Origin of the sequence: Pseudomonas sp. LS.1a, assembly GCF_022533585.1 — a bacterium.
Lineage (GTDB): Bacteria > Pseudomonadota > Gammaproteobacteria > Pseudomonadales > Pseudomonadaceae > Aquipseudomonas.
Window position 1 is genome coordinate 1,875,204 of the sequence record NZ_CP092827.1, and the last position, 26,894, is coordinate 1,902,097.

The following is a 26,894-nucleotide window of genomic DNA, read 5'->3' on the forward strand; positions in this document are numbered from 1 at the left end:
TCCCCTCTCAAGACACAAGCGGCTTTAGCCGCGAACACCGGCGAAGCCGGTGCCATGCACCGCGTTGGATTCTTCGCGGCTAAAGCCGCTCCCACAGGGTACGCGGACCGCTTGAGAACTCGGTTCCCTACGCTACAGCGCAGCCCAAAGGGCTGGGCAACCTCCCATGCGCCCAGGCTCGATCTTGCCTAGCCGAATTTCCTCCTGCACGAAGCGCTCGTGCAGGAGGAGGGTGATCGCCTTCCCTGTCGCCTGGAGATCGCCATGCCTGAACTGCACGAACATGCCAAGCTTGCCTACCCGGTAAACGACTTCATTGTCGAGATACTGCCTGAATGGCTGAAGAAGGCCAGGAAGGAATCGATCAATGCACTGCGTGCAGCGTCGACTGATCACCTGGCGAGCCGCAAGCAGCTGGCACCGTTATTGGGCCGCTTGCTGCCGCTCGATCAATTCGCCAAGGCCCGCCTCGGTCCCGCCATCGAAGCGAAACTCGAGGTGCAACTCGACCTGGACAAGGTGGTGTGGCGTGAAGAGCGCCTTCGCGCCATCGCTCGGCCGTTCGACCCCTTACCGGGACTGTTGCCCCCGGACCTGCAGCAGGTGCTGGTCTACGAGCCGTTGTTGCAGAAATTGTTGCAGAACTTCACGGATGGCGAGTCGTTCTTCGAACAGACGGCGGTCATCAGGCAGCAACCGGCCGATGGCTCATCGGCACAGGTACTGACCTGGCAGATCGATGACCTGGTCGCCTTGTGTCGGGACACCGATGTCGGCGGTGCTTACCAGCGCCATCTTGACCAGGTGCTGACACCGGAACTGACCACGGCCCTGGGCAATGATCAACGCACTGGTCTGGCGTTGGTCATTGAAATCGCCGCGCTGCGGGCACAGCTCAAAAACAGTGATCTGGACATGCTCCGTCTGCTTGTCCAGGGCAAGGCGGCTCGCCATGCCCAGGGCTGGAATGGCATTGCCAGAGCCGTGCAGGTTCTCGACTGCCGAGTGGAAGGTGCCATGGCCTTCGAACTGGTCGAACCGCCGCGTCGGCAGAGTGATTTCCCGGCTGGCCCGCCAGACAGTCTCAAGGGCGTGATCCTGTACTTGCCGGACGACCATGAGCAGCCCTTGCGGCGTTTTGCTGACTGGGATGCGGTGAATGATGCGCTGGTCCGGCACATGCGGGACGAGCCATTCAGAAGCGCGTTCGTCCAGCGCATCGCATTAAGCCAGCGGGCTCAATTCCTGACGTTACTGGATAAGCGCTTGAGTGACGATCAACCGGACCTGCAGCCATCCCGGCTAGCGCTAAAGGATGATCCCTTCCTCGATGCAGCCAGGCGACATGCCTCGCGCATCAGGGAAGACGCCCGCTTCCTGGCGGTGCCAACGGCTGAGGTGGACCGGCGCGCCAGCACTGACCGGCTGGCAGCGCTCCAGGAGGCGGGGTTGGCGCTGGTTGGCCTGGCAGGGCTGTTCGTGCCAGCCATCAATGCCGTGCTGCTGGGCGACTTCGCCAGGCAGTTGCTGACCCAGGTTTATGAAGGCGCCAGCCACTGGGCGCAGGGGCATCGGCATGAGGCGCTGGAGCATCTGGTGGACCTGGTCGCATCGGTAGCTGTGCTGGGAACGGCCGCAGCGGGAATCCATACCATCCGCTGCGCCTTTGCCGACACTCTCGAGCCCGTTACCACCGAGTCGGGCTCGCAGCGGCTCTGGCAGAATACCCTGAGCCCTTATCGTACGGCAGGCTCCGACATTTCGCTGACCGAGCGGCACGATGGCTTGTTTTCTGGGGACGACCAGCTCTGGTGGCATGACCAGGGCACCTTCTACGCTGTGCGCCAGGACCGCGAAGGGAGCTGGCGGTTGCTGCATCAGGATGGCACCGAACGGTTCGGCCCGGCTTTGCGAGGCAATGGCGAGCGTGGCTGGTGGCTGCGGATTGACCGTCCCCTGGAGTGGCAGGGCAATGCCAGGCTGTTGACCGCCCTGTGGCCAGCTGCCAGGGCACTGTCTGACGAGCAGGTCGGGCAAATCCTGACAGTGGCCGGGCTGGATGAAGCGATGCTGCGGCAGTTGCTGGTGGAAAGCCGGCCGCTGCCGGTCGCGTTGCGAGACACGCTGCAGCGGTTTGCGGTGCAGGCTGAGAATGAAGCCTTTTTTGCTCAGACCAGTGAAGGGCCGCAGTACGCCGAGCGCCTGAGTTGGTGCGTCGAGGAGTTGTCGCTGCAGGGCCAGGACCCGGCCGAACAGATGGATGCAATCCACGAGGCGGCTCAGCGCTTGCGTCAGCCCATGCTTGATCATTTCGCCGAAGCCAGCCTGCCAGACGACCCGGCGACGGCGGTGATCCGGCGCGACTTCCCCGGCCTGCCCAAGGCTTATGCGCGGGAGCTGCTCAAAGCCGCTTCGCCGTTCATGCGCCAGCGGATGGTCGAGGATTTCCGCTTGCCGTTGGCTTTGGCCCAGCAGGCGCGGCTCCTGCTGCTGGAGGTGCGGCTGGTAAGAATGCGCGAGGCCTTGTACCTGCAGGGCAGCTATTGTGCCGACCTGGTGCGTCTGGTGTTTGCGCTTCTGCGAAGTCAAGGCGTTGCCGCAGAAAAGATGAACCTGGTGTTGCGCGACCGGACTTCCACTGGCGCGGTGCAGGACCGGTTGTTGCCAGCCTTTGGTGATGCAACTCAGACCTTCGACCTGGTATGGAAAGACGGCAGCTTCCAACTGTATGACGAAAGAGGCCTGGCCAGCGAGCTTGAGGTTGCGGAGCCGCAAGGTGTGTTCGAAGTACTGGCGGCAGTACTTTCTGACAGTTTCCTTCAGCGTTCGGGTTGGGTTGGTAAAGACGTGCCTGGCCTCATCCGGGCCAGTATGCAGGTCTGGTTGCCGCGTGATCGCAAGGCCTTGCTTGCATTGCTGGACTGGCGAGAAGCCAGGCCACTGGGCGCAATGATCCAGCGCCTGGGCGATGGCCGTGTGGGTTACCCCCTCGGCCCTGTGCTTTCGTGCATGGAGTCACCGGCGTGTACCCTGCGGCGCCGGGTACGTAGCCTTTACCCCGGTTTCAGCGAAGCACAGGTCGAGCGGTTCATTCACTTCTTGCTTCTACGCCGGGCCTCTCCCTTTACCACCTTGCTGCGGCAGGAAATGGAATATGCAGCGCTGGACCGCAGCTTGAGAGCCTGGGCGCGACAGGGGGATGCCGGGCAGTGGAGGCTGCGCACGTCGGCCGGCGACGAAATTCGCCGTGTCTGGCGCCTGGAGGGGCCGCGGATCGAGGATGACGTGGAGGGCGAAAACGGGGAGGACCCACGCTGGAGCATGCGTTTGTCCCTTTCCAATTGGCCGTTGGGGGATTTGCCCGATATTCCTGCGGGCACTGACTTTTCTCATGTGACGCGTTTGACCCTGGTCAATTTGCGGCTCACGGTGTTGCCCGCGGGCTTCCTTGAGAATTTCCCCTCCCTGCAGAACCTGGACCTGAGTTTCAACGAACTTCACGCGCTGCCACAGGGGCTGGAACGCCTTCACGATCTGCGCGAGCTGACCCTGGCCGGTAACCGTCTGCGTCTGACACAGGCACAGGCCGATGTGCTGGCTGGCCTTACCGCGTTGCGCCACCTCGACCTGAGTGACAACCCGCTCGGCGCCGCTACCTTGCGGGTCGGGCGACTGGCTGACTTGCATGCGCTGGTCATGCGAAGTGCCGGCCTGCGGGCGATGCCCGAAGAGCTCGAACGCTGCGAACGGCTCACGTTCATCGATTTTCGCAATAACCAGATCGAAGCCCTGCCACCCGCACTGCTGCGTTCCCGCGTGATGCGGCGCCAAATGATGGTGCTTACTGGCAACCCGGTTGTTGCGACACTTGACAGCCAATTGCTTCGACATCGCTTGGCGCCTATCGAGAATGTCGAGCCTGCACTGTCCGCCAACAGGTGGCTGTCGACCCTTGATGCAGCTGATTACACGGCCCGTAGTACGCAGTGGGACACGCTACGTGCCATGCCGGGTAGTGACGCGTTCTTCGGTCTGCTCGACGAGTTGGTCGAGAGTGCCGATTTCAGGGCCGCTGCGCAGGCTACTGCCGAGCGGGTCTGGCGCGTTGTCGGAGCGGCCGCCGAGGACCCTCGCATTCGTCAGGACTTGTTCGACATTGCCGCTGATCCGCGTACGTGCGCCGACAGTGTGGCGCATTGTTTCAGCAACCTTGAGGTGCAGATGCACGTGTCGCAGTTCACTCACAACGGCGCGCCCGGTGCCACCAGCGTCGAGCGCATGCAACTTGCCCAGCGGCTGTTCCGCCTGGAGAGGGTCAATGCCCTGGCCCGGGCGTTCATGGATGAACGTTACGGAAGCGGGCAGTGGCAGGTTACGCACGCAGAAGAGGAGGTGGAGGTGAGCCTGGCCTTCCGCACCGGCCTGGCCGAGCGCCTGAACCTGCTGGGGCAGCCGAGAAACATGCTGTTCGGCTCTCTGGCAGGTGTCACCCAAGCGGATCTGGACAACGCTTATCAGCAGGTACTGAGCGCCGAAACGGGCGAGGAGCGGGCTGTCTTCATCAGTCAGCGCGACTTCTGGGTAGCAGCCTTGCGTGAACAGCACGCCGAGGCATTCTCCGCCATCGATGATGCGTTCCAGAAACGATGGCAGGCTGTCGAAACCCAGTGGGAGTCGGCAGCCACCAGTGAAGCAGCATTGGGTCATCAGGAGTACCTGCGTCAGGCCACGAACCTGCGAAGGGAGCGCGAGATGGCGTTAGCCGCACTGGCCTTGAGACTGACCCGCGAAGCATTGGAAACCCCTGTGTAGCAATCCTGTACAAGCGGCCAAACCGATCATCCAGATTGACAGCTTTGGCCATTGTCGCGCCGCCTGCGCGGCGCGAACATCATCGGACCGATGGTTCACTCCAAAAACAAGAAACCAGGAGTCCGACGATGCGCGATTACGCCGAGGCCGCTCGTGCGTTCGACCATGCCCAGGCCGCTGCGGTGGCATTGCATGGCAACCTCGAAGCCCTCAATGCCTGTGTCGAATGCTGTGACCGCCATGCCGGTGAGGGCAAGCTGGCGCTGATCTACGAAGACCGCGATGGCAACAGTGCCCGCTACAGCTTCGATCAGCTCAAAAACCAGGCCGCCCGCTTCGCCAACGTGCTCAAGACGCAGGGCGTAGGCCCCGGTGATCGGGTTGCCGGTCTGATGCCGCGAACCCCCGAGCTGCTTGTTACCATTCTCGCTACCTGGCGCCTCGGCGCGGTGTACCAGCCGCTGTTCACTGCGTTCGGCCCCAAGGCTATCGAGCACCGGCTTGAGCAATCCCATGCCCGCGTGGTCATCACCGACAGCCACAACCGCGCCAAGCTGGACGATGTGCACGCCTGCCCGACCATCATCACTGTCAAGGCCCGCAGCGGCGAGCTGGACTTCCAGCGGTGCCTGGACAGTGCCGCAGACGTATGCGAGCCGGTGATGCGCTCGGGCAACGACCCGTTCCTGCTGATGTTCACCTCCGGCACCACCGGCCCGGCCAAACCGCTGGAAGTGCCGCTGCGCGCCATCGTCGCGTTCCAGGGCTACATGCGCGATGCCATCGATCTGCGCCCCGAGGACAACTTCTGGAACCTGGCCGACCCGGGCTGGGCCTATGGCCTGTATTACGCAGTCACTGGGCCGCTGTCGCTGGGCCATGCCACCACCTTCTACGATGGCCCGTTCAGTGTTGAAAGCTGCGCGCGGGTGATCGACAAGCTGGGCATCACCAACCTGGCCGGCTCGCCCACCGCGTACCGCCTGCTGATTGCTGCCGGGGATGGTTTCGCCGCGCCGATCAAGGGCCGCCTGCGAGTGGTGAGCAGTGCTGGCGAACCGCTCAACCCGGAAGTGATCCGCTGGTTCGCCGACGAACTGGGTGTGACCATCCACGATCACTACGGGCAGACCGAGCTGGGCATGGTGCTGTGCAACCACCATGGCCTGCAGCACCCGGTACATCTCGGCTCGGCAGGCTTCGCCATCCCTGGTCACCGCATCGTGGTGCTGGATGAGCAGGGCCACGAGCTGCCCGCCGGTCAGCCGGGCATCCTCGCGGTCGACCGCGAGCAGTCGCCGCTGTGCTGGTTCGCGGGCTACCACGGCCTGCCGACCAAAGCCTTCGTCGGCAAGTACTACCTCAGCGGCGACACCGTCGAGCTGAACCAGGACGGCAGCATCAGCTTCGTCGGCCGCAGCGACGATGTGATCACCACTTCCGGCTACCGGGTCGGCCCGTTCGACGTGGAGAGCGCCCTGATCGAGCACCCGGCGGTGATCGAAGCGGCGGTGATTGGCAAACCGGACCCCGAGCGTACCGAGTTGATCAAGGCCTTCGTGGTATTGGCCAGCGGTTGCCAGGGCAGCGCCGAGCTTGAAGAGGCTTTGCGCCAGCACGTGCGCCAACGCCTGTACGCCCATGCTTACCCAAGAGAAATCGAATTCGTCAGCGAGCTGCCCAAGACCCCGAGCGGCAAGCTGCAACGCTTCATCCTGCGCAATCAGGAAGTCGCCAAACAACAAGCGCAACAGGCCACCCCTGCCAGCGCCTGAAAGGAAACCGATCATGCAAATAGCCAACAAACACTTCATCGTCAGCGGCGCCGCCTCCGGGCTGGGCGCGGCAACCGCGCAGATGCTGGTCGAGGCCGGCGCCAAGGTCATGCTGGTCGACCTCAATGCCCAGGCCGTGGAAGCCAAGGCCCGCGAGCTGGGCGACAACGCCCGTTTCGCAGTGGCCGACATCAGCGACGAGCAAGCGGCGCAGGCGGCGGTCGATGCGGCCGTCAGCGCTTTTGGCAGCATTCATGGGCTGGTCAACTGCGCCGGCATCGTCGGTGCCGAAAAGGTATTGGGCAAACAGGGCCCGCATGGCCTGGCCAGCTTCGCCAAGGTCATCAACGTCAACCTGATCGGCAGTTTCAACCTGCTGCGCCTGGCCGCTGCGGCCATGGCCGAAGGGGCTGCCGATGAGGGTGGCGAGCGCGGGGTGATCATCAACACCGCTTCCATCGCCGCCTATGACGGCCAGATCGGGCAGGCCGCCTACGCAGCTTCCAAGGGTGCCATCGCCAGCCTGACCTTGCCGACCGCGCGTGAACTGGCGCGCTTCGGCATCCGTGTAATGACCATTGCCCCTGGCATCTTCGAAACGCCGATGATGGCCGGCATGACCGAGGAAGTACGCGCCTCGCTGGCTGCCGGTGTACCGTTCCCGCCGCGCCTGGGTCGCCCGCAGGAATACGCCGCGCTGGCCCGTCACATCATCGAGAACAGCATGCTCAACGGTGAGGTGATTCGCCTCGACGGTGCACTGCGCATGGCTGCCAAGTAAGGAGAACGAACATGACCCTCGCCAATGACCCGATCGTTATCGTCAGCGCCGTGCGTACGCCCATGGGTGGCCTGCAGGGCGACCTCAAGAGCCTGACTGCACCGCAACTGGGCAGCGCGGCCATCCGTGGCGCCGTGGAGCGCGCCGGCATCGATGCCGCCAGTGTCGAACAGGTGCTGTTCGGCTGCGTGCTGCCGGCCGGCCAGGGCCAGGCCCCGGCCCGCCAGGCCGCGCTGGGCGCCGGGCTGGACAAGCACACCACCTGCACCACCCTGAACAAGATGTGCGGTTCGGGCATGCAGGCGGCGATCATGGCCCATGACCTGCTGCTGGCCGGCACCGCCGATGTGGTGGTGGCCGGTGGCATGGAAAGCATGACCAACGCGCCGTACCTGCTGGACAAGGCCCGTGGCGGCTACCGCATGGGCCACGGCAAGATCATCGACCACATGTTCATGGATGGCCTGGAGGACGCCTACGACAAAGGCCGCCTGATGGGCACCTTTGCCGAAGACTGCGCGCAGGCCAACGCCTTCAGCCGCGAAGCCCAGGACCAGTTCGCCATTGCCTCGCTGACCCGTGCCCAGGACGCAATCAAGAGTGGCCGGTTTGCTGCCGAGATCGTGCCGGTGGAAGTCACCGAGGGTAAGGAAAGGCGCGTCATCAAGGACGATGAACAGCCGCCCAAGGCGCGCCTGGACAAGATCCCGCAGCTCAAGCCGGCCTTCCGCGAAGGCGGCACGGTAACCGCCGCCAACTCCAGCTCGATTTCCGACGGCGCTGCGGCGCTGGTGCTGATGCGCCGCTCCGAAGCCGACAAGCGCGGCCTCAAGCCGCTGGCGGTGATCCACGGCCACGCCGCCTTCGCCGACACCCCGGCTCTGTTCCCGACCGCGCCGATCGGTGCCATCGACAAGCTGATGAAACGCACCGGCTGGAATCTGGCCGAGGTCGACCTGTTCGAGATCAACGAGGCCTTCGCCGTGGTTACCCTGGCGGCCATGAAGCACCTCGACCTGGCACACGACAAGGTCAATATCCATGGCGGCGCCTGTGCCCTCGGCCACCCGATCGGCGCTTCCGGTGCGCGCATCCTGGTGACCCTGCTGTCGGCCCTGCGCCAGAACAACCTGCGCCGTGGCGTGGCGGCCATCTGCATCGGCGGTGGCGAGGCCACGGCCATGGCTGTCGAATGCCTGTACTGAGGTGAAGCATGCTGGTAACTGACGAGCAACAACAGATCGCCGACGCGGTACGCGCCTTTGCCCAGGAGCGCCTGAAGCCGTTTGCCGAGCAATGGGACAAGGAACACCGCTTCCCCAAGGAGGCCATCGATGAGATGGCCGAGCTGGGCCTGTTCGGCATGCTGGTGCCGGAGCAGTGGGGCGGCAGCGACACCGGTTACGTGGCCTATGCCATGGCTCTGGAAGAAATCGCCGCCGGTGATGGCGCCTGCTCGACCATCATGAGCGTGCACAACTCGGTGGGCTGTGTGCCGATCCTGCGTTTTGGCAGCGAGCAGCAGAAAGAGCAGTTCCTTACCCCGCTGGCCAGCGGTGCGATGCTCGGTGCCTTTGCCCTGACCGAACCGCAGGCCGGCTCCGACGCCAGCAGCCTGAAGACCCGTGCTCGTCTGGATGGCGACCACTACGTGCTCAACGGCAGCAAGCAGTTCATCACCTCCGGGCAGAACGCCGGGGTGGTGATCGTGTTCGCCGTGACCGACCCGGACGCTGGCAAGCGCGGTATCAGCGCCTTCATCGTGCCTACCGATTCGCCCGGCTATCAAGTGGCGCGGGTCGAGGACAAGCTCGGCCAGCACGCCTCCGACACCTGCCAGATCGTCTTCGACAATGTGCGTGTGCCGGTGGCCAACCGCCTGGGCGCCGAAGGCGAGGGCTACAAGATCGCCCTGGCCAACCTCGAAGGCGGCCGCATCGGCATCGCCTCGCAGGCGGTGGGCATGGCCCGTGCTGCGTTCGAAGTGGCGCGCGACTATGCCAACGAGCGGCAGAGCTTCGGCAAGGCGCTGATCGAGCACCAGGCGGTGGCTTTCCGCCTGGCCGACATGGCGACGAAAATTGCCGTGGCTCGGCAGATGGTGCTGCATGCTGCCGCACTGCGTGATGCCGGGCGCCCGGCATTGGTGGAGGCCTCGATGGCCAAGCTGTTTGCCTCGGAAATGGCCGAAAAGGTCTGTTCGGATGCCTTGCAGACCCTGGGCGGTTATGGCTATCTGAGTGACTTCCCGCTGGAGCGGATCTACCGCGACGTTCGGGTTTGCCAGATCTACGAAGGCACCAGCGACATTCAGCGCATGGTCATTGCGCGCAATCTTTGAAGGAGCAGTCTGCATGGCATTCGAAACCATCCTGTTGGACATCCACGGCAAGGTCGGCCTGATCACCCTCAACCGCCCGCAGGCGCTGAACGCGCTGAACGCGCAGATCGTCGGCGAGATCAACCAGGCCCTGGACCAGCTCGAGCGTGACCCGAACATCGGCTGCGTGGTGCTGACCGGCTCCGCCAAGGCTTTTGCCGCTGGCGCCGACATCAAGGAAATGGCCGAGCTGCAATACCCGCAAATCTACGTTGACGACCTGTTCAGCGATTCCGACCGTATTGCCAACCGGCGCAAGCCGATCATTGCTGCAGTGTCCGGTTTTGCCCTGGGCGGCGGCTGCGAGCTGGCGATGATGTGTGACTTCATCCTGGCGGCGGACAATGCCAGGTTCGGCCAGCCGGAAATCAACCTTGGCGTGCTGCCGGGCATGGGCGGCACCCAGCGCCTGACCCGCGCGGTGGGCAAGGCCAAGGCCATGGAACTGTGCCTGACCGGTCGCCTGATGGGCGCTGAGGAAGCCGAGCGTGCTGGCCTGGTGGCGCGTATCGTGCCGCAGGCGGAGCTGGTGGAAGAGGCGCTGAAGGTGGCGGCGACCATTGCCAGCAAGTCGATTCCGGTGAGCATGATGGTGAAAGAGAGCGTCAATCGTGCGTTCGAAGTCACCCTTAGCGAGGGTGTGCGCTTTGAGCGACGGGTGTTCCATGCGGCGTTTGCCACTGAAGACCAGAAAGAAGGTATGGCTGCGTTCATTGCCAAGCGTGAGGCGCAGTTCAAGGATCGTTGATTCTGGTTGGGGTTTTGCGCTGGGCCTCTGGGTGCATGCCTTGAGAGGTCCGGCGCCTGTGAGATCGAGCGCCGCCCGCGCGGCGCATCGCGAGCGAAGCTCGCTCCTACATTTGTTTTGGGCCAGTAACGCCTGCGCCAACGCGCGCGACCGCCTTGTTTGTTCCTCACGATATCGAGGTGGACACCAAAGGGCCGCGCGCCTCTGCCTCAGGATCGACTGGCCCGAAACAGATGTAGGAGCGAGCTTCGCTCGCGATGCGCCGCGCGGGCGGCGCTCGATCTTCCAGACGCTGCAAATGCTGTGGCGAGTACCTAGCGGCCCTGGCCCAATTCCCCGCCATGCTCCACGGCCCCTACCAAGCATCTTCTTTGCACCGACCAGCGGATTCCGAGCAATAGAAGCAAATTCACACCCATTTGCAGTTGCTCCACGCGACGCAGCGCCTTAGACTGCCGCCCCCTGTAAAAGAGTGCCGGTTGGCGCTTGAAGAATTCCGCTGCCGATGCCAAGGCGTCGGCGGCACCCGAATCGCCCAAATGCACATTTTTTCATAGAGAATTCGATGACCAAGGAACAGTTGCTGGCCATGTCGGCCGATGACTACATGAACGCTGACCAGCTGGCTTTCTTCGCTGGCCTGCTGCAGGCGATGAAAGTCGAAACCCATGAACGCATCGAGCTGAGCCGTGCCACCATCGAAGGCCTGGACACCCCGTCGGACCCTGCCGACGTGGCTTCGGTCGAAGAAGAGCGTAGCTGGCTGGTGAATGCCATCGACCGCGACCAGCGCCTGCTGCCGCAGTTGGAAATGGCCCTGGACCGTATTGCCGACGAAAGCTTCGGCTGGTGCGATGACAGCGGTGAGCCGATCGGCCTGAAGCGTCTGCTGATCAGCCCGACCACCAAGTACTGCATCGAAGCCCAGGAGCGCCACGAGCAGCTCGACCGCCACCAGCGCCAGGTGTAACCCCGCGCGGTGCGCCAAGCCCCACGGAGCGATCCCTGGGGCTTTTTGCGTTTCTTGCCGGCGGCGGTTTTGTTGCCCCGCAGGTAACACTGCTGTACCGGGATGCGCTGTTTCCACGCCGCGAGCAGGCGTATCATGGCTTTATCGTTAGGGTGCTAATTAAATTCCGGAGGGAATGATGAATAGCCGCGTCGATGTAGCCGTGATGATTGGTTCGGGTGTGCCGGCCACACTGCGGGCGCTGGGTAAACGTATCTGCTGGGTGGTGCTGGTCAATGGCGAGCGCCGTGGTACCGCATTCGCCACGCGCGAAGAGGCGCTGGAGTGCCAGGCGGCCTGGCAGCAGCAGTTGAAGAAGGGCCTGGCCGCCTGAGCGCATTGAGTGCTTCCGGCGAGCGAGCGGAGTGTCGTTCAGGGCGATCTCCTGCAAGAAATGCACTTTGCCTCTCGACGGATTTCGGTGTTTTCGTGCATATTCTTCCCCCAGTAATGCGCTGATGAATTGCAGGGCCGGTTGTCACGTGCGCTCTGGCATTGCCTGCCGCATCTTTCCTGGCGGTTTTGCTGTCAGGCATTACGCTTCCCGAATCGGGAATATGCCGAAAGCCTGTATGTGGCCATATCTGGCAAGCCAGAGTAAAGAATCCTGCGCGCTGCATCGCCAGCGGGCACAGACATTTCGCATATCGTTTTATTACTCTTTTCGCCTATCGATAGAAATGACCGTGTCTCACCGAACTTGGGTGAGGGCGGGTTGTAACCGGTTGAGGATTACTTCATTGGCAGTCAGCACTCTTGATACCCATGCGTTGTTCGCCCTGGGCGACTTGCGCGGTAAATTGGCCCAGCTGTTTCAGGGTCGCTTTGTCTATGTCACCGAACAGAATCCCGAAGGCCTGTACATGGCCGAAATCGATACCGAAAGTGCATTGGTGGTCGATGACAAGCAGCGTTTGGAGCTGAAGGTCGGCGACCACTTTCGCGCCGCCGTACTGCCCAGCCGCGAAGGCGGCAAACTGGAAATGCGCTTTCGCGATATCAAGCTGAATGTATATGGTGTGGGCGACTACGCCTTCGTGTCGGTACCTGAAGGCGAGGGCATCGTGTTCCGTGAAGGCCACGGTGTGATGCTGGTGTTCGCCGCGCAGCAACAAGTGCAGGAAGGCCTTGGCAAGTTGCTCAAGGCGGTGACCGGCAAGGTTGCCAAATGGCGCAAAGGTGAGCTGACCACCTTCAAGGCCAGTGAATGACCCACAGTGACGACGCGCCTGCAACGCGTGCCGAGTTCCATCGGCAGCACCAGGCAGATGCCGTGGCCGAGGCCGAGCGTTTGCTGGCCAGGCGCGAAGAACTGCAAGGCGCCTGGTTGAACTGGGTGGCAGGCGAATTGTACCGCCTCGGCCCGCCGCCTTATGCGGCCATGGTCCGGCGCGAGTTGCAGCGCCTTGCCCAAGGCTGAGGCGGCGACTCTTCAGTTACCGCGATCGCGGCCGCTGCTGACTTCTTCAGGGACCGGCTCGTTTGCCATGCGCTTGCGGAACAGCGCCGCCCGCGCCAGCAACAGCGTGGTTACCGGTACGGTGATCGACAGCAGGATCGGAATCAGCCAGGCGTGCAGCACCGGTGCTTCCTTGAGCCAGGAAAAGTAGATGATCGAGGCCAGTGCCACGCACCAGGCACCAATGGTCGAGGCCAGTGCCGGCGGGTGCATGCGCTGGAAGTAGTCCTTCAGGCGCAACAGGCCAACGGCACCGATCAGGGCGAACAGGCTGCCGGTCAGCAGCAGCGTGGCGGTAACCAGCTCTAGCCAGAAGGGGAGTTGCAGGGTTTCAGTCATTCGATCACCTCACCGCGCAGCAGGAACTTGGCCAGGGCAAACGAGCCAACGAAACCGAACAGCGCAATCAGCAGGGCACCTTCGAAGTAGGTGTCACTGGCATAACGGATTCCCAGCACCAGCATGGTCAGCATGGCCAGGATGTACAGGTAGTCCAGTGCCAGCACCCGGTCCTGGGCGGACGGGCCGCGAAACAGCCGGATCAGCGCCAGGGCCATGGCCAGGGCGAAGATGAACAGGCTGGCGAGGACAGCATTGGCGAGCAGGCCTGTCATTGGAAAATCTCCATCAGCGGGCGTTCGTAGGTGTCCTTGAAGTGCTGGATGAAAGCCGCCTCATCGCCCAGGTCGAACACATGCAGCAGCAATACGCTGCGGTCCAGCGCCAGTTCGGACCAGACCGTGCCGGGCACCACCGTGGTAATCATCGACAGCGCCGCCAGGCCATGCGGGTCGCGCAGGGCCAGCGGGATGTGCACGAACGCCGAGCGTGGCGGCTGCTTGCCGGCACGCAGCACGCCACGGGCAACCAGCAGGTTGGACATGATCACATCGATGCCGACCCGGCCAATCAGCCGGGCGATGGCCAGCGGCCGTCGCACATGGGCATGCTGCGGGCGCAGCGGCGCCATCAGCAGCGGCGCCAGCACGCCGAGCGCGGTAGCCAGCAGCAGGTTGCCGGGGCTGACCGAAAGGTTCAGCAACAGCCACAGGCCGAACAGTGAAACCGATAACAGCGGTGCGGGGAACAGTCGATTCATGGCTGCACCTGTACGTCGAGCGAGGTGGGGCCAGGAACCGGCCGGGCAGCCATCACGGCTTCGATATAGGCGTCGGGGGCCTGCAGGCTGGCGGCGGTGTCCTGGGTGTAGCGCAGCAGCGGTTCGGCCTTGAGGCTGAGGATGATGCACAGGCTTAGCAGGATGACGATGGGCAGGCATTCATAGCGGCGCAGCACCGGCGACGGGCGCTCCTCCGGCTTCCAGAAACGCTGGATGCCGACGCGGCCGAAGGCGATCAGCGAGGCCATGCCAGAGAGGATCAACAGCGCCACCAGGCCCCAGCCTGCCGTGCCCAGCGGTTGCTCGGGAGGCACGCCCAACCCCTGTGGGTTGAACAACGCGCTGATCAGGTTGAGCTTGCCGACAAAGCCGGACAGCGGCGGCATGCCGATGATCAGCAGGGCGCAGGCGATGAAGCTGAGGCCGAGGAAGGCCATGGTCCACGGGATGATCTGGCCGATCACCACCTTTTGCTCATCGTCGAGGTTGATGCCCTTGGGCGGGTGCAGTGACTCCAGCGGTGGCGGCATGGCGCCTTCTTCGTCCTCAAGTGGCGCTTCGTTGGCCGAACGCGAACGTTCGACCAACTCGGCGAGCAAGAACAGCGCGCACAGCGCCAGGGTCGAGTTGACCAGGTAGAACAGGGCCGCACCGGTCAGCGCCGACTGAGCAAAACCGACGGCGCCGAGCAGGGTACCGGCCGAGACCAGGATGCTGAGGGCAGCCATGCGCTCCAGGCGCTGCGCGGCCAGGATCGATACCGCCGCCACCGCCAGGGTGACCAGGCCACCGTACACCAGCCATTCACCACCGAAATGCGCCGAGGCCCCGGCCTGCCCGGAGAACAGCAGTGTCCACAGGCGCAGCACCGCATACAGGCCGACCTTGGTCATGATGGCGAACAGTGCCGCCACCGGCGCGCTGGCCGAGGCATAGGCCGGCACCAGCCAGAAGTTCAACGGCCAGATGCCGGCCTTGACCAGGAAGGCCATGGCCAGGATCGCCGCGCCAGCGTGCAACAGGCCACGGTCGGCCTCCGGTACCAGCGGAATCTTCAGGGCCAGGTCGGCCATGTTCAGGGTGCCGGTCACGCCATACAGCATCGCTGCGCCGACCAGGAACAGCGACGAGGCGAACAGGTTGATGGCAATGTAGTGCAGGCCGGCACGCACCCTGGCGCGGCCCGAGCCATGCAGCAGCAGGCCATAGGAAGCGGCCAGCAGCACTTCGAAGAACACGAACAGGTTGAACAGGTCGGCGGTGAGGAAGGCGCCGTACAGGCCCATCAACTGGATCTGGAACAGCGCGTGGAAGCTGGCCCCGGCACCGTCCCAGCGGGCGCGGGCAAACAGCAGGGCGCTGAAACCGATGATGCCGGTGAGGGTCAGCAGCAGGGCCGACAGGTGGTCGACCACCAGCACGATGCCGAACGGCGCTGGCCAGTTGCCCGGCAGGTAGACACCGATCGATTCCGCCTGGCCCTGGGTGCGCACCCACTGCAGCAGGCTGACCGCGATGGCCAGGCCGGCGAAGGTCGACAGCAGGTTCAGCCGGGCCTTGATCTGCCGGTGTTTCTCGCCCAGCAGCAACATCACTGCCGCCGTCACCAGCGGCAGCAGGATGGGCGCGATGATCAGTTGGCTCATGCCACTCATTCGTCACGCTCCCGGCCATCCACGTGGTCGGTACCGGTCAGGCCGCGCGATGCCAGCAACACCACCAGGAACAGCGCGGTCATGGCGAAGCTGATGACGATGGCGGTGAGCACCAGGGCCTGCGGCAGCGGGTCGGTATAGTGCAGCAGGTCCTGTGGCACGCCGTCCTTGATGATCGGTTCCTTGCCGATGAACAGGCTACCCATGCTGAAGATGAACAGGTTGACCCCGTACGACAGCAGGCACAGGCCCATGATCACCTGATAGGTTCGCGGGCGCAGGATCAGCCACACCCCCGAGGCGGCCAGGACGCCGATGGCAACTGCAATCACTTCTTCCATCAGGCGGCTCCTGCTTGGCTGGTTTTCGCCGGGTTGCCCGGGCGGTAGGCGCGCACCGACTGGTGCGCCAGGGCAGTGAGGATCAGCAGGGTCGAGCCGACCACCACGGTGAACACGCCGACATCGAAGAACAGCGCGCTGGCCACGTGCACATCACCGAGCAACGGCAGGTGCAGGTGGGCGGTATGGGTGGTGAGGAACGGGTAGCCCAGCAGCATGGCACCCACCCCGGTCAGGGTTGCGCACAGTAGCCCGGTGCCCATCCAGCGCAGCGGGCGCAGGCTCATCTGCGCCTCGACCCACTGGGTGCCGGCCACCATGTACTGCAGGATGAACGCCACCGACATCACCAGGCCGGCGACAAAGCCGCCACCGGGCTGGTTGTGGCCGCGCATGAACAGGTACATCGACACCAGCAGGGCGATCGGCAGCAGCAGGCGCACCAGTACCGCGGGCACCATCATGAAGCCCAGGGCGGTGTCGGTGGCATGCCGCGGGTTGATCAGGTCGGTGACCACGTCGGGTGCCAGCTGGCGCTGCTGCGCCGGCAGTTGCATGCTTTCCTTCGGCGGGCGGAAGCGCCGCAACAGGGCGAACACGGTCAACGCCACGGCCACCAGCACGGTAATTTCACCAAGGGTATCGAAGCCACGGAAGTCGACCAGCATGACGTTGACCACGTTGGTGCCACCGCCCTGGGGCAGCGCCCGGCTCAGGTAGAACGAGGAAATGTCGTTGGGTGTCGGCCGGGTCAGCATGGCGTAGGACAGCACGGCCATGCCGCCACCTACCAGCACCGCCAGCAGCAGGTCGCGCAGGCGGCGCATGCGCGCGCGCTCCAGGCTGCCCGGAAGTGGTGATACGCCTTCGATCCGCCGCGGCAGCCAGCGCAGGCCGAGCAGGATCAGCACGGTGGTGACCACTTCCACGACCAGTTGGGTCAGTGCCAGGTCGGGTGCGGAGAACCAGACGAAGGTGATGCAGGTCATCAGGCCGCAGACGCTGACCATGATCAATGCCGCCAAGCGGTGATACTTGGCCTGGTAGGCGGCGCCGATGGCGCAGGCAATGGCGATCAGCCACAGCGCGACGAACACGCCCGAGCCCGGAATCTTCGGCCGGTCGCCCCAGCTCAGGCCGCTGTAGAGCATAGGCGTGAGGCCGGCGAGGAAGGCGGCGAGCACCAGCATGAACAGCTGCGACTGCAGGCGGCGGCTGGTGAGCAGGCGCTCGATGCGCCGGGCCAGCAGCATCAGCTGCACCTGGCCGTGTTCGAACAGGCGCTTGCCGTTGAAGCGCTCGATCACCGGCGGGTAGGGGAAGCGGCCCAGGCGCAGCTGCTTGCGCAGCAACAGGTACAGCACGATACCGCCGCTCATGGCCACCAGGCTCATGATCAGCGGCGCGTTCCAGCCATGCCAGATGGCCAGGCTGTATTCCGGCAGGGTGCCGCCTACCACCGGCAGGGCGGCGGCAGCCAGCAGCGGGCCGACCGACTGGGCAGGGAAGATGCCCACCACCAGGCAGGTGAGCACCAGCAGTTCGACCGGCGCACGCATCCAGCGTGGCGGCTCGTGGGGGGTATGCGGGAGGTCTTGCGCAGTGGGGCCGAAGAACACATCGACGGTGAAGCGCAGGGCATAGGCCACGCTGAAGGTGCCGGCCAGGGTGGCGATCACCGGCAGCGTGGCTTCGACCCAGGCAGTGGAGCTGATGAACACCGTTTCGGCGAAGAACATTTCCTTGGACAGGAAGCCGTTCATCAACGGCACGCCGGCCATCGAGGCGCTGGCCACCATGGCCAGGGTGGCGGTGTATGGCACCAGGCGGATCAGCCCGCTGAGGCGGCGGATGTCACGGGTGCCGCTTTCGTGGTCGATGATGCCGGCGGCCATGAACAACGAGGCCTTGAAGGTGGCGTGGTTGAGAATGTGGAACACCGCGGCGACGGCAGCCAGCGGGCTGTTCAGGCCCAGCAGCAGGGTAATCAGGCCCAGGTGGCTGATGGTCGAGTACGCCAGCAGGCCCTTGAGGTCGTTCTGGAACATGGCGGCGAAGGCGCCGAGCAGCAGGGTGAGGGCGCCGGCACCGCCGACGATCCAGAACCACTCCTCGCTACCCGACAGCACCGGCCATAGCCGCGCCAGCAGGAATACCCCGGCCTTGACCATGGTCGCCGAGTGCAGGTAAGCCGATACCGGGGTGGGGGCCGCCATGGCGTGGGGCAGCCAGAACTGGAAGGGGAATTGTGCGCTCTTGCTCAGGGCGCCGATGAGGATCAGCGGCAGCAGCACCGGGTACAGTGCATGCTGGCGAATGGTGTTGCCGGCAGCCAGGACCTTGTCCAGGTCGTAGCTGCCGACCACATGGCCGAGCAGCAGGGCACCCACCAGCAGGCACAAACCGCCTGCGCCCGTGACCATCAGCGCCATGTAGGCGCCGCGGCGGGCGTCGGCACGGTGGTGCCAGTAGCCGATCAGCAGGAAGGAGAACAGGCTGGTGAGTTCCCAGAAGAACACCAGCTGGATCAGGTTGCCGGAGATCACCAGGCCGAGCATGGCGCCCATGAAGGCGAGGAAGAAGGCGAAGAAGCGCGGTACCGGGTCTTGCGGCGACATGTAGTAGCGAGCATACAGCGACACCAGCGCACCGATGCCCAGCACCAGCAGCGAGAACAGCCAGGCGAAGCCGTCCATGCGCAACACCAGGTTCAGCCCCAGGCTGGGCAGCCAGAGGAACTCTTCGCGAATTACGCCACCGTGGGCAACCTGAGGGTACAGCAGTGCTACCTGGACAGTGCCGACCAGGGCCACGAGCCCGGCGAGAATGGACTCCGCGTTACGTGCGTTGTGCGGCAGCACGGCTGCCAGGCAACTGCCCACGAACGGCAGAAGCAATAGCACTATCAATGACATAGCGTTCTATTCTGGAGAAGTTTGCAAAGAATCATACGTGTCGAGGGGGTGATCACCAACACGCAAGCTGTCGCAGAATCCTACAAACAGGCTGTGACAAGCTGTTTTTTTATAACAGTTTTTTACAAAGCATAGCCGCAGTTGGCGGCTTTACAGGCCGGCCTGGCGTTCGCCTTCATCCTGCACTTCTGGTGTTTCGGTCGCTTCGCGCGGGCGGCGCACCTTGAGTTCGCTGACCACCACCGCGATCACGATCAGCAAGCCACCGAGCAGTGCCACGCCCGGCAAGCGCTCACCGGCGATGCGCCCGACGATCCCGGCCCACACCGGTTCACCGGCATAGATGAGGGTGGCGCGGGTGGGCGAGACCGACTTCTGCGCCCAGTTCATTGCCACCTGGATCACCGCGCTCATGGCGCCCAGGCCCACGGCGCTGGCCAGCAGCAGCCAGGAAAAGTCGGGCAGGCGCTCCTGGGTCGGCACGATCATCAGGAACGCCAGCAGCGAGGCGGTTGCCAGTTGCACCACGGTGACCCGGCGCACATCGACCTGGCCGGCGTAGCGGCTGATCAGGATGATTTCGCCGGCGATGGCCACGGCGCTGACCAGGGTCACCAACTCGCCCTCGCTGAAGTGCAGGCTGCCGCCCTCCGGCCCGGCCAGCAGCATCAGGCCGATGAACGCCAGGCCGATACCGATACTGGGCATCAGGCCGGGGCGCCGGCCCAGTACCAGCCACTGCAACAGCGGCACGAACGGCACGTACAGTGCGGTGATGAACGCCGACTGGCTGCTGCTGATGGTTTGCAGGCCCATGGTCTGCAGGCCGTAGCCGAGCATGATCGACACGCCGATCAGCATGCCGGCTTTCAGCTCGGTGAAGGTCAGCCCTGGCAGCGCCCGCGCCGAGACCACACCAACGAACAGGGCGGCTGCAGCGAAGCGCAGGCCGACGAAGAACATCGGGCCGCTGACGGTCATCACGTTATGCACCAGCAGGAAGGTGCCGCCCCACAGCATGGTGATGAAAACCAGTACAAGTTCGGCCTTGCTCAGGCGAAAGGTAATGGCAGGGGTCGGCTTGCTGCTGGGCTGGTTCATGGTCTTGCGCACTCGAAGGGGGCGGCGCACAATCGCCGCAAAGTGGGCAGTATACTGCGCAATATCGACCAGTGAGCAATATAGTGCACAATGATTCCTCGCACCGGGCATCGGTGCTGCAACATGTCAGCTTCAATGTACGCAGCCTGCGCAACGCTGCGGGCATGAGCCAGACGGCGCTGGCCGAACGCTCCGGGGTCAGCCGGCGCATGCTGGTGGCGATCGAAGCGGGCGAAAGGAATGTCAGCCTGACCACCCTTGACCTGATTGCCGAAGCCTTGGGCGTGGCTTTCAGTACCCTGATCCAGGCGCCTGACCAGCGCGACCCCGGGCGTATCGAAGAGCTGGCCTGGGCCGGTGAGCACCCGCAGAGCCGGGCGGTGCTGCTGGGCAGCAGTGTGGCGCGACGCGAGGTGGAGCTGTGGGAGTGGACGTTGGCGCCAGGCGAGTGCTATTCCAGCGAGGCTGATGCCGAAGGCTGGAGCGAGCAGATCTACGTAGCGCAAGGGCAACTGACGCTGATTATCGAAGGGGCCGAGCATCGCCTGCAGGTCGGGCAGTTCCATGTGTTTCCCAGCAATTGCCGATATGCGTATCGCAACGATGGGGCGGAGGCGGTGCGGTTTGTGCGCAATGTGGTGATTTGAGGTAGCCGGTTTTGGGGCTGCTGCGCAGCCCATCGCGACGCAAGGCCGCTCCCACAGGTGCCGCGCAAATCTGATGTCTGGCACGGTACCTGTGGGAGCGGCCTTGCGTCGCGATGGGGCGCGTAGCGGCCCCAAATTCCACTGATCAGCTATTCAGCAACTCATCGGTCCTGACCACCTTGGCATAGGCAAACGCCAACGCTGCCATCACTGAATCATGCACCTGCGCCGCCGGCACCCGCTTGCCATCGAACTCCAGTGGCAGGGTGGCACAGGCATCGTGCGCCACGGTCACGTCATAACCCAGGTCGGCCGCGGCGCGGGTGGCGGCGTCAACGCACATGTGGCTCATGCTGCCGACGATGGTCAGGGCTTCGACGCCATGCCGGTCCAGCGTGTGCTCAAGGTCTGTGCCGAGGAAGGCGTTGACCTTGTGCTTGAGGACCACTGGCTCGCCCGCCACCGGCTCGACCTTGGCGTGGATGGCCGCACCCTGCGAGCCTGGCGCGAAGAACGGCGCATCGGCGCTGTCGAACTCATGGCGCACATGCACTACCAGATCGCCCCTTTGACGCGCCGCCGCCAGCAGGCGGGCGGCATTGTCAGCCGCCTGCTCGGCGCCATCGAGGGTCCATTTGCCGCCCGGGAAGTAGTCGTTCTGGATGTCGATGATGATCAGCGCCTGCTTGCTCATGCTGCCTCCTGTGGCAGTGGTCGTTGGATGACGTTAGTTATAGGCTGTGCGCACTGACCTGAGGATTGGCGCGAACGACACTATGCGGGCAAAAACTGACAACCCTGCCAGACTGGACATCGGCCTGCTGCTGTACCCCGGTGCGCAACGTGCTGCCGTGCATGGGCTGGCCGACCTGTTCCTGGTGGCCAACCGGGTGGCTGCCGAACTGGGGGCCATCGAGTTGCCAGCGGTGCGTATCAGCTTCTGGCAGGCAGACGAGGCGGGGCAGTTGCAGCCTGCCCCAGAGAGCCCACCTGCCGTCGCGTCCGAGCTGCGGGTACTGATCATTCCGCCGAGCCTGGAGTCGGCACCCCAGGGTGAGCTGCTTGAGCGCCATCGCGCGTCGTTGTGCCAGTTGCACGGGCACGGAACGGTGCTGGCATCGGTGTGCATCGGGGTGTTCTTCATCGCCGCCAGTGGCCTGCTCGACGGGCGCCCGGCCTGTACCCACTGGAACTACGTGCATTCGCTTGCCCAGCGTTTTCCCCGCGTGCGGGTCGAGGCCCAGCAACCGTTGCTGGACGATGGAGACATCGTCACCTCGGCCGGGTTGATGGCCTGGACCGAGCTGGGCTTGCGCTTGCTGGAGCGCTTCATGGGGGCGACGGTGGCGCGGGAAACTGCCCGCTACCTGGCGGTCGATCCGGTCGCGGCGCCGCTGCCCGGTGCCGTGTTCAACCCGCGCCTGGACCATGGCGATGAGGCTGTGCTGAAAGTGCAGCACTGGTTGCAGGGCAACGGAGGGCAGGATGCCGACCTGGCCAGCATGGCCGCATGCGCGGGGCTGGAGGAACGCACCTTCCTGCGGCGTTTTCGTGCTGCCACGGGGCTACGGCCGACCGAGTACTGCCAGCAGGTGAGGGTGGGGCGGGCGTGCCGCTTGCTGGAGTTTACCCGGCGCAATGTCGAGCAGATTGCCTGGGGCGTCGGTTACCAGGACCCGGGTGCGTTTCGCAAGGTGTTTCAGCGCATCACCGGTCTGACCCCGAGTGATTACCGGCGGCGCTTCGCGGTATCGGGTTAGGGCGCGAGGGGCGTTCCCGGGGTGGAAACCACTTGACCTTGACATAACTTGAGGTTTTACCCTGCTCGGCGTCGCGCTGCATGCGTCCGTCGCCAGGAGACCTTTCATGACGGCAACATCTCATCCCCTGTGGTTTACCCAGATGATCGAATATGAAGTGCCCGGCAGGTGCCAGCAGGCGTTGGCTCAGGCGCTGGTGGCGCGCAGCGAAGAGCTGGCCGCGCGCTGCGAAGGCCTGCTGGGTGTCAGCATCCAGGCCAGTGATGATGGCAGCCGGGTGCTGCAGTACCTGCAATGGCAGTCCCGCCAGGCGTGGGCGGCGGCGGCGGTGCTTTTCGTCGAGGAGCCGTTCCTTGAACTGCTTGGCCAGCATCAGGCGCGTAGCGTCAACTTTGCCGCCTACCAGACCCTGCGCAGCCTGGTACGTGGCGCCGATGGCAGCCTGCTTTGCCAGGTGGGTTAGCCTCAGGCATACCAGGGCGCGTAGTGCGGGTAACGGTCCAGGCGCGCGCCAATGACCATTTCGCTGACCCATGCCGCCAGGATCGAGCTGTAGGCTTTCTGGCTCTCTTCGCTGGACAACGCGTGGTCGGCACCGTCGACGATGCGGTGGGTGAGCGAATGGGCACTGACGAATGCCGAGCGGTAGCTCATCAGCGTGCTGTGCGGCACGTAGTCGTCTTGCTCGGACTCTACCAGCAGTACATCACCACCGAACTCGGCACAGGCCGCCAGTGCGCGGTTGTCCCCCGGGCCGAGCGGGCGCTGGCGGTAGGCGTTCAGCCGTTGCCGGTCGAGGGTTTGCTTGGGGAGGTTCCATTCGTCGTCCCAGTACATGGCGGGTACCCGCAAGGCCAGCCATCTGACCGGCCGCTCGCGGGTCAGCAGGGTGGCCAGGTAGCCGCCATAACTGCTGCCGATGATGGCGATGGCACTGGGGTCGACGACCGGGTGGCTCACCAGCCGGTCGTAGGCCACCAGCAGGTCGGTCAGATTCTGTTCGCGTGTCACCGTCAGCCGTTGGCTTTCGGTTTTTTCGTGGCCGCGCAGGTCGAAGGTCATGCACACGCAGCCCAGCCCGGTGATATGCCGGGCACGGGCCAGGTCGCGTTGCTGGCTGCCACCCCAGCCGTGGACGAAGAGGATGCCCGGCATCTTGCTGCCAGGGCTGACCAAGGTGCCGACGATGCTGTCATCCTCGACCTGCAGTTCAACGGTTTCACTCTGAATGGTCATGTTCGCGAATCCGCGCAAATTTGCTGAGTTGTCCCAGTTCACTGTCGTTTCCTTGGTAAAAGAGGGTGGCGTCAGCGGGCAGTTCGGGGGTGCCGAACACTTCATGGGTGGAGGCACGCACCCGTTGCAATGCCGGGTCATCGGCAAACGCCTGCAAGGCCAGCAGCTCGGCACTGCTGGCGCCGCCCAGGCGCCAGGATTGTTCGAGTACGCCGCTGCGCAGGCGACCCAGAGGGTTCATGCCGCGGGCGATGTCGTAGTTGCGTCGTGAGGCGATGAAGCCGGGGAAGTGCTGTTCGGCGGCCTGTTCGTAGGCCATCGCCTGGTTGATGGCCAGGCGCAGCGGCTCGTCCAGCGGCAGTTGCAGCAGTGCCTGGTAGTCACCGCGTACTACCACCAGGTCGGAGCCGCCGTACACTTGCGTGCCCTGATGGTCACGGGTCAGTTGCTGGGTGCCGTGATAGCTGCAGGTCAGGCCGGCGACGCGTACCTGGCCGACGCTGAAGGTTTGCACCTCGCTCAGGTCTTCTTCGAGCACCAGCCCCCATAGCGCAAGGTCCTGGTCATCCATGCGGGCCAGCAGTGGTTCCAGTTCATCCACCGTGGTGATGACCTGTTGCCCGCGGCCTGCACAGGCCAGTACCGGCTTGATCCGCAACGGGCCGTCCGCCAGCAACAGCTGTGCGGCGGTGCGCGCATCGGCCTTGCTGAACACGGTGTAGCCGCGTAGCAGGGCGTCGCTGGCTTGCCGGGCGAAGGCATCGGTCCAGCCCGGCGGAAAACTGGCTCCGGCCGGCAGCGGGTGGGAGATTGCCTTGGTCGCCATGTAGGGGTGTGCGACCAGCCCGCCGAACAGGTCTTGCTCGCTGCAGATGCCCAGGGCGGCATGGCGCTTGGGATCGACCAGGGTTTCGGTAGGCAGGTAGTAGTAGCCATCGGCGGCGCCCGGAGGCTGGCTGGGTTGCACGTGCGGGCAGCCCAGCAGGCGGGCCAGGCCATCGGCAAGCTTCAGATGCACGGCATGCTCGTGGTCAGGGGTGTGCGCGCGGGTGTCGAGCAGCACCACGCCGCTTTTAGGGGCGCAGGCATTGGGCATGGTCTTTTGCCTGTGTGTAATGAATGTACTGTGTGTGAAGCCCGTGCTTTGGGGAAGTTCAGCGGAACTTGATCGGTGGTCCTGGCCATGCTGTAGGAAATGTCTGTTTTACGCAGGGCGTGGCGGGCAATGCATGCCGAGTGGCGGTCGCCACGATTGCAGGGCTTGGGCGGCTGTTCCATTATCGGCACACTGGATCAACCGTGATGTAGCCGCAGGAGAGCGCATGAACGTTCAGACCACCCTTGGGCAAAGCGTGCCGCAGCGCCTGGCGCAGGTGCGCCAGGTCATGGCCGCAGAGGGCATCGATGCCTTGCTGGTACCCTCGGCCGACCCCCATCTTTCCGAATACCTGCCCGGTTACTGGCAGGGGCGCCAGTGGCTGTCGGGTTTCCACGGCTCGGTCGGCACGCTGGTGGTCACGGCTGGCTTTGCCGGGTTGTGGGTCGATAGCCGCTACTGGGAACAGGCGGAGCGCGAGTTGGCAGGCAGTGGCATCGAGTTGATGAAGCTGTTGCCGGGCAAGCCTGGCGCGCTGGAGTGGCTGGGCGATCACGTCGAGCCCAATGGCAACGTTGCGGTAGATGGTGCGGTCATGGCCTTGGCTTCGGCGCGCCAGCTGGGTGACCGGCTGAAAGCGCGCGGGGCGCGACTGGTGACTGACAAGGACCTGCTGAGCCAGGTCTGGGAAGGGCGACCGGCACTGCCGGGCAACACGGTCTACCAGCATTTGCCACCGCATGCCACGGTGAGCCGGGCGGAAAAACTGGCGCAGTTGCGCCAGAGCGTGCAGGCCAAGGGCGCCGACTGGCACTTCATCGCCACCCTGGATGACATCGCCTGGCTGTTCAACCTGCGCGGCAGCGATGTGTCCTACAACCCGGTGTTCGTGGCCTTTGCCCTGATCAGCCAGCAGCAGGCGATCCTGTTCGTTGGCCAGGACAAGCTCGATGACCATCTACGCCAGGTGCTGGCGGTCGACGGTATCGAGGTGCGTGACTACGCCGAAGCCGGCAAGGCCCTTGGTGCCATGCCGGCCGGCAGCCGATTGCTGGTCGACCCGGCCCGGGTAACCTGCGGCCTGCTCGACAACCTGCCGGCCGAGGTAGAGTTGGTCGAGGGGCTCAACCCCAGCACCCTGAGCAAGTCGTGCAAAGGTGATGACGATCTGGTGCACATCCGCCAGGTGATGGAGCAGGACGGCGCGGCCCTGTGCGAGTTCTTCGCCTGGCTTGAGGCCAACCTCGGTCGGGAGCGGATTACCGAGCTGACGGTCGACGAGCGGCTGAGTGCCGCGCGAGCCCGCCGCCCAGGCTTCGTGTCACTGAGCTTCTCGACCATTGCCGCCTTCAATGGCAATGGCGCGATGCCGCATTACCGTGCCACCGAGCAGTCGCATGCGGTGATCGAGGGCGATGGTTTGCTGCTGATCGATTCGGGCGGCCAATACCTGGGCGGCACCACCGACATCACCCGCATGGTGCCGGTGGGCAACCCCAGCCTTGCGCAGAAGCAGGATTGCACGCGCGTGCTCAAAGGCATGATCGCCCTGTCGCGCGCCACCTTCCCGCGTGGCGTGCTGTCGCCGTTGCTCGACGCCATTGCCCGGGCACCGATCTGGGCTGACCAAGTGGATTACGGCCACGGTACCGGGCATGGGGTGGGGTACTTCATGAACGTGCACGAGGGGCCGCAAGTCATTGCCTACCAGGCGGCACCCACGCCGCAGACGGCGATGCAGGTGGGCATGATCAGCTCCATCGAGCCGGGTACGTATCGCCCAGGGCAGTGGGGTGTGCGCATCGAGAACCTGGTGGTCAATCGCGAGGCTGGCAAGAGCGCCTTCGGCGACTTTCTGAAGTTCGAGACCCTGACGCTGTGCCCGATCGACACCCGCTGCCTGGTGCCCGAGCTGCTGGCCAGGGAAGAGCTGGACTGGTTGAACGGCTATCACGCCATGGTACGCGAGCGCCTGGCGCCCTTGCTCAAGGGCGAAGCGCTGGCCTGGCTGCAGGCGCGTACTGCGCCGTTGTAAGGCAAATGAAAAGGGCAGCTTGCG

Annotated in this window: 24 protein-coding genes; 14 read left to right on the top strand and 10 right to left on the bottom strand. The window is 64.3% G+C overall.

Going from position 1 to position 26,894, the window contains the following annotated elements:
• Positions 1-264 precede the first annotated feature (264 nt).
• From MKK04_RS08630 to MKK04_RS08675, 10 genes are all read left to right on the top strand, one after another.
• Positions 265-4,812 (top strand): NEL-type E3 ubiquitin ligase domain-containing protein, encoded by a 4,548-nt coding sequence (locus MKK04_RS08630; RefSeq protein ID WP_241106459.1) that lies wholly within the window; start codon positions 265-267, stop codon positions 4,810-4,812.
• A 128-nt stretch (positions 4,813-4,940) separates the two neighbouring features.
• Positions 4,941-6,587, top strand: a complete 1,647-nt coding sequence (locus MKK04_RS08635; protein ID WP_241106460.1) for an acyl-CoA synthetase — start codon at positions 4,941-4,943, stop codon at positions 6,585-6,587.
• 13 nt (positions 6,588-6,600) lie between these two features.
• Positions 6,601-7,368 (top strand): SDR family NAD(P)-dependent oxidoreductase, encoded by a 768-nt coding sequence (locus tag MKK04_RS08640; protein ID WP_207831597.1) that lies wholly within the window; start codon positions 6,601-6,603, stop codon positions 7,366-7,368.
• Between the two features lie 11 nt (positions 7,369-7,379).
• On the top strand, positions 7,380-8,573 hold the full coding sequence (locus MKK04_RS08645; protein WP_087502979.1) for an acetyl-CoA C-acyltransferase: 1,194 nt from the start codon (positions 7,380-7,382) through the stop codon (positions 8,571-8,573).
• Between the two features lie 8 nt (positions 8,574-8,581).
• Positions 8,582-9,709, top strand: coding sequence for an acyl-CoA dehydrogenase (locus MKK04_RS08650; protein ID WP_085593208.1), 1,128 nt, complete (start codon positions 8,582-8,584; stop codon positions 9,707-9,709).
• Positions 9,710-9,722: 13 nt separating this feature from the next.
• A complete protein-coding gene (locus MKK04_RS08655) occupies positions 9,723-10,496 on the top strand; it encodes an enoyl-CoA hydratase (protein WP_013971834.1) in 774 nt (257 codons plus the stop codon).
• A 565-nt stretch (positions 10,497-11,061) separates the two neighbouring features.
• A complete protein-coding gene (locus MKK04_RS08660) occupies positions 11,062-11,466 on the top strand; it encodes a TraR/DksA family transcriptional regulator (RefSeq protein ID WP_003259022.1) in 405 nt (134 codons plus the stop codon).
• Positions 11,467-11,644: 178 nt separating this feature from the next.
• Entirely contained in the window at positions 11,645-11,839 is a 195-nt protein-coding gene (locus MKK04_RS08665; protein ID WP_025338376.1) for a hypothetical protein, read from the top strand.
• Between the two features lie 406 nt (positions 11,840-12,245).
• A complete protein-coding gene (locus tag MKK04_RS08670) occupies positions 12,246-12,716 on the top strand; it encodes a hypothetical protein (RefSeq protein ID WP_207831591.1) in 471 nt (156 codons plus the stop codon).
• The gene (locus tag MKK04_RS08675; RefSeq protein ID WP_003259019.1) at positions 12,713-12,925 is read left to right on the top strand and encodes a hypothetical protein; all 213 of its coding nucleotides are present in this window, start codon (positions 12,713-12,715) and stop codon (positions 12,923-12,925) included. The genes MKK04_RS08670 and MKK04_RS08675 overlap by 4 nt, the downstream gene beginning before the upstream one ends.
• A gap of 12 nt (positions 12,926-12,937) precedes the next feature.
• Here the strand turns inward: MKK04_RS08675 and MKK04_RS08680 are convergent, their stop codons facing one another.
• The 7 genes from MKK04_RS08680 to MKK04_RS08710 form a co-directional block, all read right to left on the bottom strand.
• Positions 12,938-13,303 (bottom strand): Na+/H+ antiporter subunit G, encoded by a 366-nt coding sequence (locus MKK04_RS08680; protein ID WP_233688196.1) that lies wholly within the window; start codon positions 13,301-13,303, stop codon positions 12,938-12,940.
• Positions 13,300-13,578: a K+/H+ antiporter subunit F gene (locus MKK04_RS08685; RefSeq protein WP_003259015.1), complete on the bottom strand. Its 279-nt coding sequence runs from the start codon at positions 13,576-13,578 to the stop codon at positions 13,300-13,302. Before MKK04_RS08685 ends, MKK04_RS08680 begins: the two co-directional genes overlap by 4 nt.
• On the bottom strand, positions 13,575-14,063 hold the full coding sequence (locus MKK04_RS08690) for a Na+/H+ antiporter subunit E (protein WP_241106461.1): 489 nt from the start codon (positions 14,061-14,063) through the stop codon (positions 13,575-13,577). The genes MKK04_RS08685 and MKK04_RS08690 overlap by 4 nt, the downstream gene beginning before the upstream one ends.
• Positions 14,060-15,739 carry a monovalent cation/H+ antiporter subunit D gene (locus tag MKK04_RS08695; RefSeq protein WP_207831587.1) on the bottom strand — a complete coding sequence of 560 codons (1,680 nt, stop codon included), beginning with the start codon at positions 15,737-15,739 and terminating at the stop codon, positions 14,060-14,062. Before MKK04_RS08695 ends, MKK04_RS08690 begins: the two co-directional genes overlap by 4 nt.
• Positions 15,736-16,080 (bottom strand): Na+/H+ antiporter subunit C, encoded by a 345-nt coding sequence (locus MKK04_RS08700; RefSeq protein WP_013971840.1) that lies wholly within the window; start codon positions 16,078-16,080, stop codon positions 15,736-15,738. The genes MKK04_RS08695 and MKK04_RS08700 overlap by 4 nt, the downstream gene beginning before the upstream one ends.
• Entirely contained in the window at positions 16,080-18,995 is a 2,916-nt protein-coding gene (locus MKK04_RS08705) for a monovalent cation/H+ antiporter subunit A (RefSeq protein WP_207831584.1), read from the bottom strand. The genes MKK04_RS08700 and MKK04_RS08705 overlap by 1 nt, the downstream gene beginning before the upstream one ends.
• Before the next feature lie 150 nt (positions 18,996-19,145).
• A complete protein-coding gene (locus MKK04_RS08710) occupies positions 19,146-20,096 on the bottom strand; it encodes a DMT family transporter (RefSeq protein WP_241106462.1) in 951 nt (316 codons plus the stop codon).
• Between the two features lie 83 nt (positions 20,097-20,179).
• Here MKK04_RS08710 and MKK04_RS08715 point away from each other — a divergent pair, with 83 nt between their 5' ends.
• Positions 20,180-20,743, top strand: a complete 564-nt coding sequence (locus MKK04_RS08715) for a helix-turn-helix domain-containing protein (protein WP_207831580.1) — start codon at positions 20,180-20,182, stop codon at positions 20,741-20,743.
• A 145-nt stretch (positions 20,744-20,888) separates the two neighbouring features.
• Here MKK04_RS08715 and MKK04_RS08720 read toward each other — a convergent pair whose 3' ends face one another.
• Positions 20,889-21,437 carry a cysteine hydrolase family protein gene (locus MKK04_RS08720; RefSeq protein WP_207831578.1) on the bottom strand — a complete coding sequence of 183 codons (549 nt, stop codon included), beginning with the start codon at positions 21,435-21,437 and terminating at the stop codon, positions 20,889-20,891.
• 82 nt (positions 21,438-21,519) lie between these two features.
• On the opposite strand from MKK04_RS08720, the gene MKK04_RS08725 reads away from it, so the two are divergent.
• Both MKK04_RS08725 and MKK04_RS08730 read left to right on the top strand, forming a co-directional pair.
• On the top strand, positions 21,520-22,503 hold the full coding sequence (locus MKK04_RS08725; protein ID WP_233688199.1) for a GlxA family transcriptional regulator: 984 nt from the start codon (positions 21,520-21,522) through the stop codon (positions 22,501-22,503).
• Positions 22,504-22,609: 106 nt separating this feature from the next.
• A complete protein-coding gene (locus MKK04_RS08730; RefSeq protein WP_207831575.1) occupies positions 22,610-22,966 on the top strand; it encodes an antibiotic biosynthesis monooxygenase in 357 nt (118 codons plus the stop codon).
• 2 nt (positions 22,967-22,968) lie between these two features.
• On the opposite strand, the gene MKK04_RS08735 is transcribed toward MKK04_RS08730, so the two are convergent.
• Both MKK04_RS08735 and MKK04_RS08740 read right to left on the bottom strand, forming a co-directional pair.
• Positions 22,969-23,739 carry an alpha/beta hydrolase family protein gene (locus tag MKK04_RS08735; RefSeq protein WP_207831573.1) on the bottom strand — a complete coding sequence of 257 codons (771 nt, stop codon included), beginning with the start codon at positions 23,737-23,739 and terminating at the stop codon, positions 22,969-22,971.
• Positions 23,723-24,835 carry a DUF3182 family protein gene (locus tag MKK04_RS08740; RefSeq protein ID WP_207831571.1) on the bottom strand — a complete coding sequence of 371 codons (1,113 nt, stop codon included), beginning with the start codon at positions 24,833-24,835 and terminating at the stop codon, positions 23,723-23,725. The genes MKK04_RS08735 and MKK04_RS08740 overlap by 17 nt, the downstream gene beginning before the upstream one ends.
• A 226-nt stretch (positions 24,836-25,061) precedes the next feature.
• Here MKK04_RS08740 and MKK04_RS08745 point away from each other — a divergent pair, with 226 nt between their 5' ends.
• A complete protein-coding gene (locus MKK04_RS08745) occupies positions 25,062-26,870 on the top strand; it encodes an aminopeptidase P family protein (protein WP_207831568.1) in 1,809 nt (602 codons plus the stop codon).
• Positions 26,871-26,894 lie beyond the last annotated feature (24 nt).

Excerpts from the sequence above, each read along its gene's own strand:
- MKK04_RS08630 (WP_241106459.1), top strand. The coding sequence starts at position 265 with ATGCCTGAACTGCACGAACATGCCAAGCTTGCCTACCCGGTAAACGAC.
- MKK04_RS08635 (WP_241106460.1), top strand. The coding sequence starts at position 4,941 with ATGCGCGATTACGCCGAGGCCGCTCGTGCGTTCGACCATGCCCAGGCC.
- MKK04_RS08640 (WP_207831597.1), top strand. The coding sequence starts at position 6,601 with ATGCAAATAGCCAACAAACACTTCATCGTCAGCGGCGCCGCCTCCGGG.
- MKK04_RS08645 (WP_087502979.1), top strand. The coding sequence starts at position 7,380 with ATGACCCTCGCCAATGACCCGATCGTTATCGTCAGCGCCGTGCGTACG.
- MKK04_RS08650 (WP_085593208.1), top strand. The coding sequence starts at position 8,582 with ATGCTGGTAACTGACGAGCAACAACAGATCGCCGACGCGGTACGCGCC.
- MKK04_RS08655 (WP_013971834.1), top strand. The coding sequence starts at position 9,723 with ATGGCATTCGAAACCATCCTGTTGGACATCCACGGCAAGGTCGGCCTG.
- MKK04_RS08660 (WP_003259022.1), top strand. The coding sequence starts at position 11,062 with ATGACCAAGGAACAGTTGCTGGCCATGTCGGCCGATGACTACATGAAC.
- MKK04_RS08665 (WP_025338376.1), top strand. The coding sequence starts at position 11,645 with ATGAATAGCCGCGTCGATGTAGCCGTGATGATTGGTTCGGGTGTGCCG.
- MKK04_RS08675 (WP_003259019.1), top strand. The coding sequence starts at position 12,713 with ATGACCCACAGTGACGACGCGCCTGCAACGCGTGCCGAGTTCCATCGG.
- MKK04_RS08680 (WP_233688196.1), bottom strand. The coding sequence starts at position 13,303 with ATGACTGAAACCCTGCAACTCCCCTTCTGGCTAGAGCTGGTTACCGCC.
- MKK04_RS08685 (WP_003259015.1), bottom strand. The coding sequence starts at position 13,578 with ATGACAGGCCTGCTCGCCAATGCTGTCCTCGCCAGCCTGTTCATCTTC.
- MKK04_RS08690 (WP_241106461.1), bottom strand. The coding sequence starts at position 14,063 with ATGAATCGACTGTTCCCCGCACCGCTGTTATCGGTTTCACTGTTCGGC.
- MKK04_RS08695 (WP_207831587.1), bottom strand. The coding sequence starts at position 15,739 with ATGAGTGGCATGAGCCAACTGATCATCGCGCCCATCCTGCTGCCGCTG.
- MKK04_RS08700 (WP_013971840.1), bottom strand. The coding sequence starts at position 16,080 with ATGGAAGAAGTGATTGCAGTTGCCATCGGCGTCCTGGCCGCCTCGGGG.
- MKK04_RS08705 (WP_207831584.1), bottom strand. The coding sequence starts at position 18,995 with ATGTCATTGATAGTGCTATTGCTTCTGCCGTTCGTGGGCAGTTGCCTG.
- MKK04_RS08710 (WP_241106462.1), bottom strand. The coding sequence starts at position 20,096 with ATGAACCAGCCCAGCAGCAAGCCGACCCCTGCCATTACCTTTCGCCTG.
- MKK04_RS08720 (WP_207831578.1), bottom strand. The coding sequence starts at position 21,437 with ATGAGCAAGCAGGCGCTGATCATCATCGACATCCAGAACGACTACTTC.
- MKK04_RS08725 (WP_233688199.1), top strand. The coding sequence starts at position 21,520 with ATGCGGGCAAAAACTGACAACCCTGCCAGACTGGACATCGGCCTGCTG.
- MKK04_RS08730 (WP_207831575.1), top strand. The coding sequence starts at position 22,610 with ATGACGGCAACATCTCATCCCCTGTGGTTTACCCAGATGATCGAATAT.
- MKK04_RS08735 (WP_207831573.1), bottom strand. The coding sequence starts at position 23,739 with ATGACCATTCAGAGTGAAACCGTTGAACTGCAGGTCGAGGATGACAGC.
- MKK04_RS08740 (WP_207831571.1), bottom strand. The coding sequence starts at position 24,835 with ATGCCCAATGCCTGCGCCCCTAAAAGCGGCGTGGTGCTGCTCGACACC.
- MKK04_RS08745 (WP_207831568.1), top strand. The coding sequence starts at position 25,062 with ATGAACGTTCAGACCACCCTTGGGCAAAGCGTGCCGCAGCGCCTGGCG.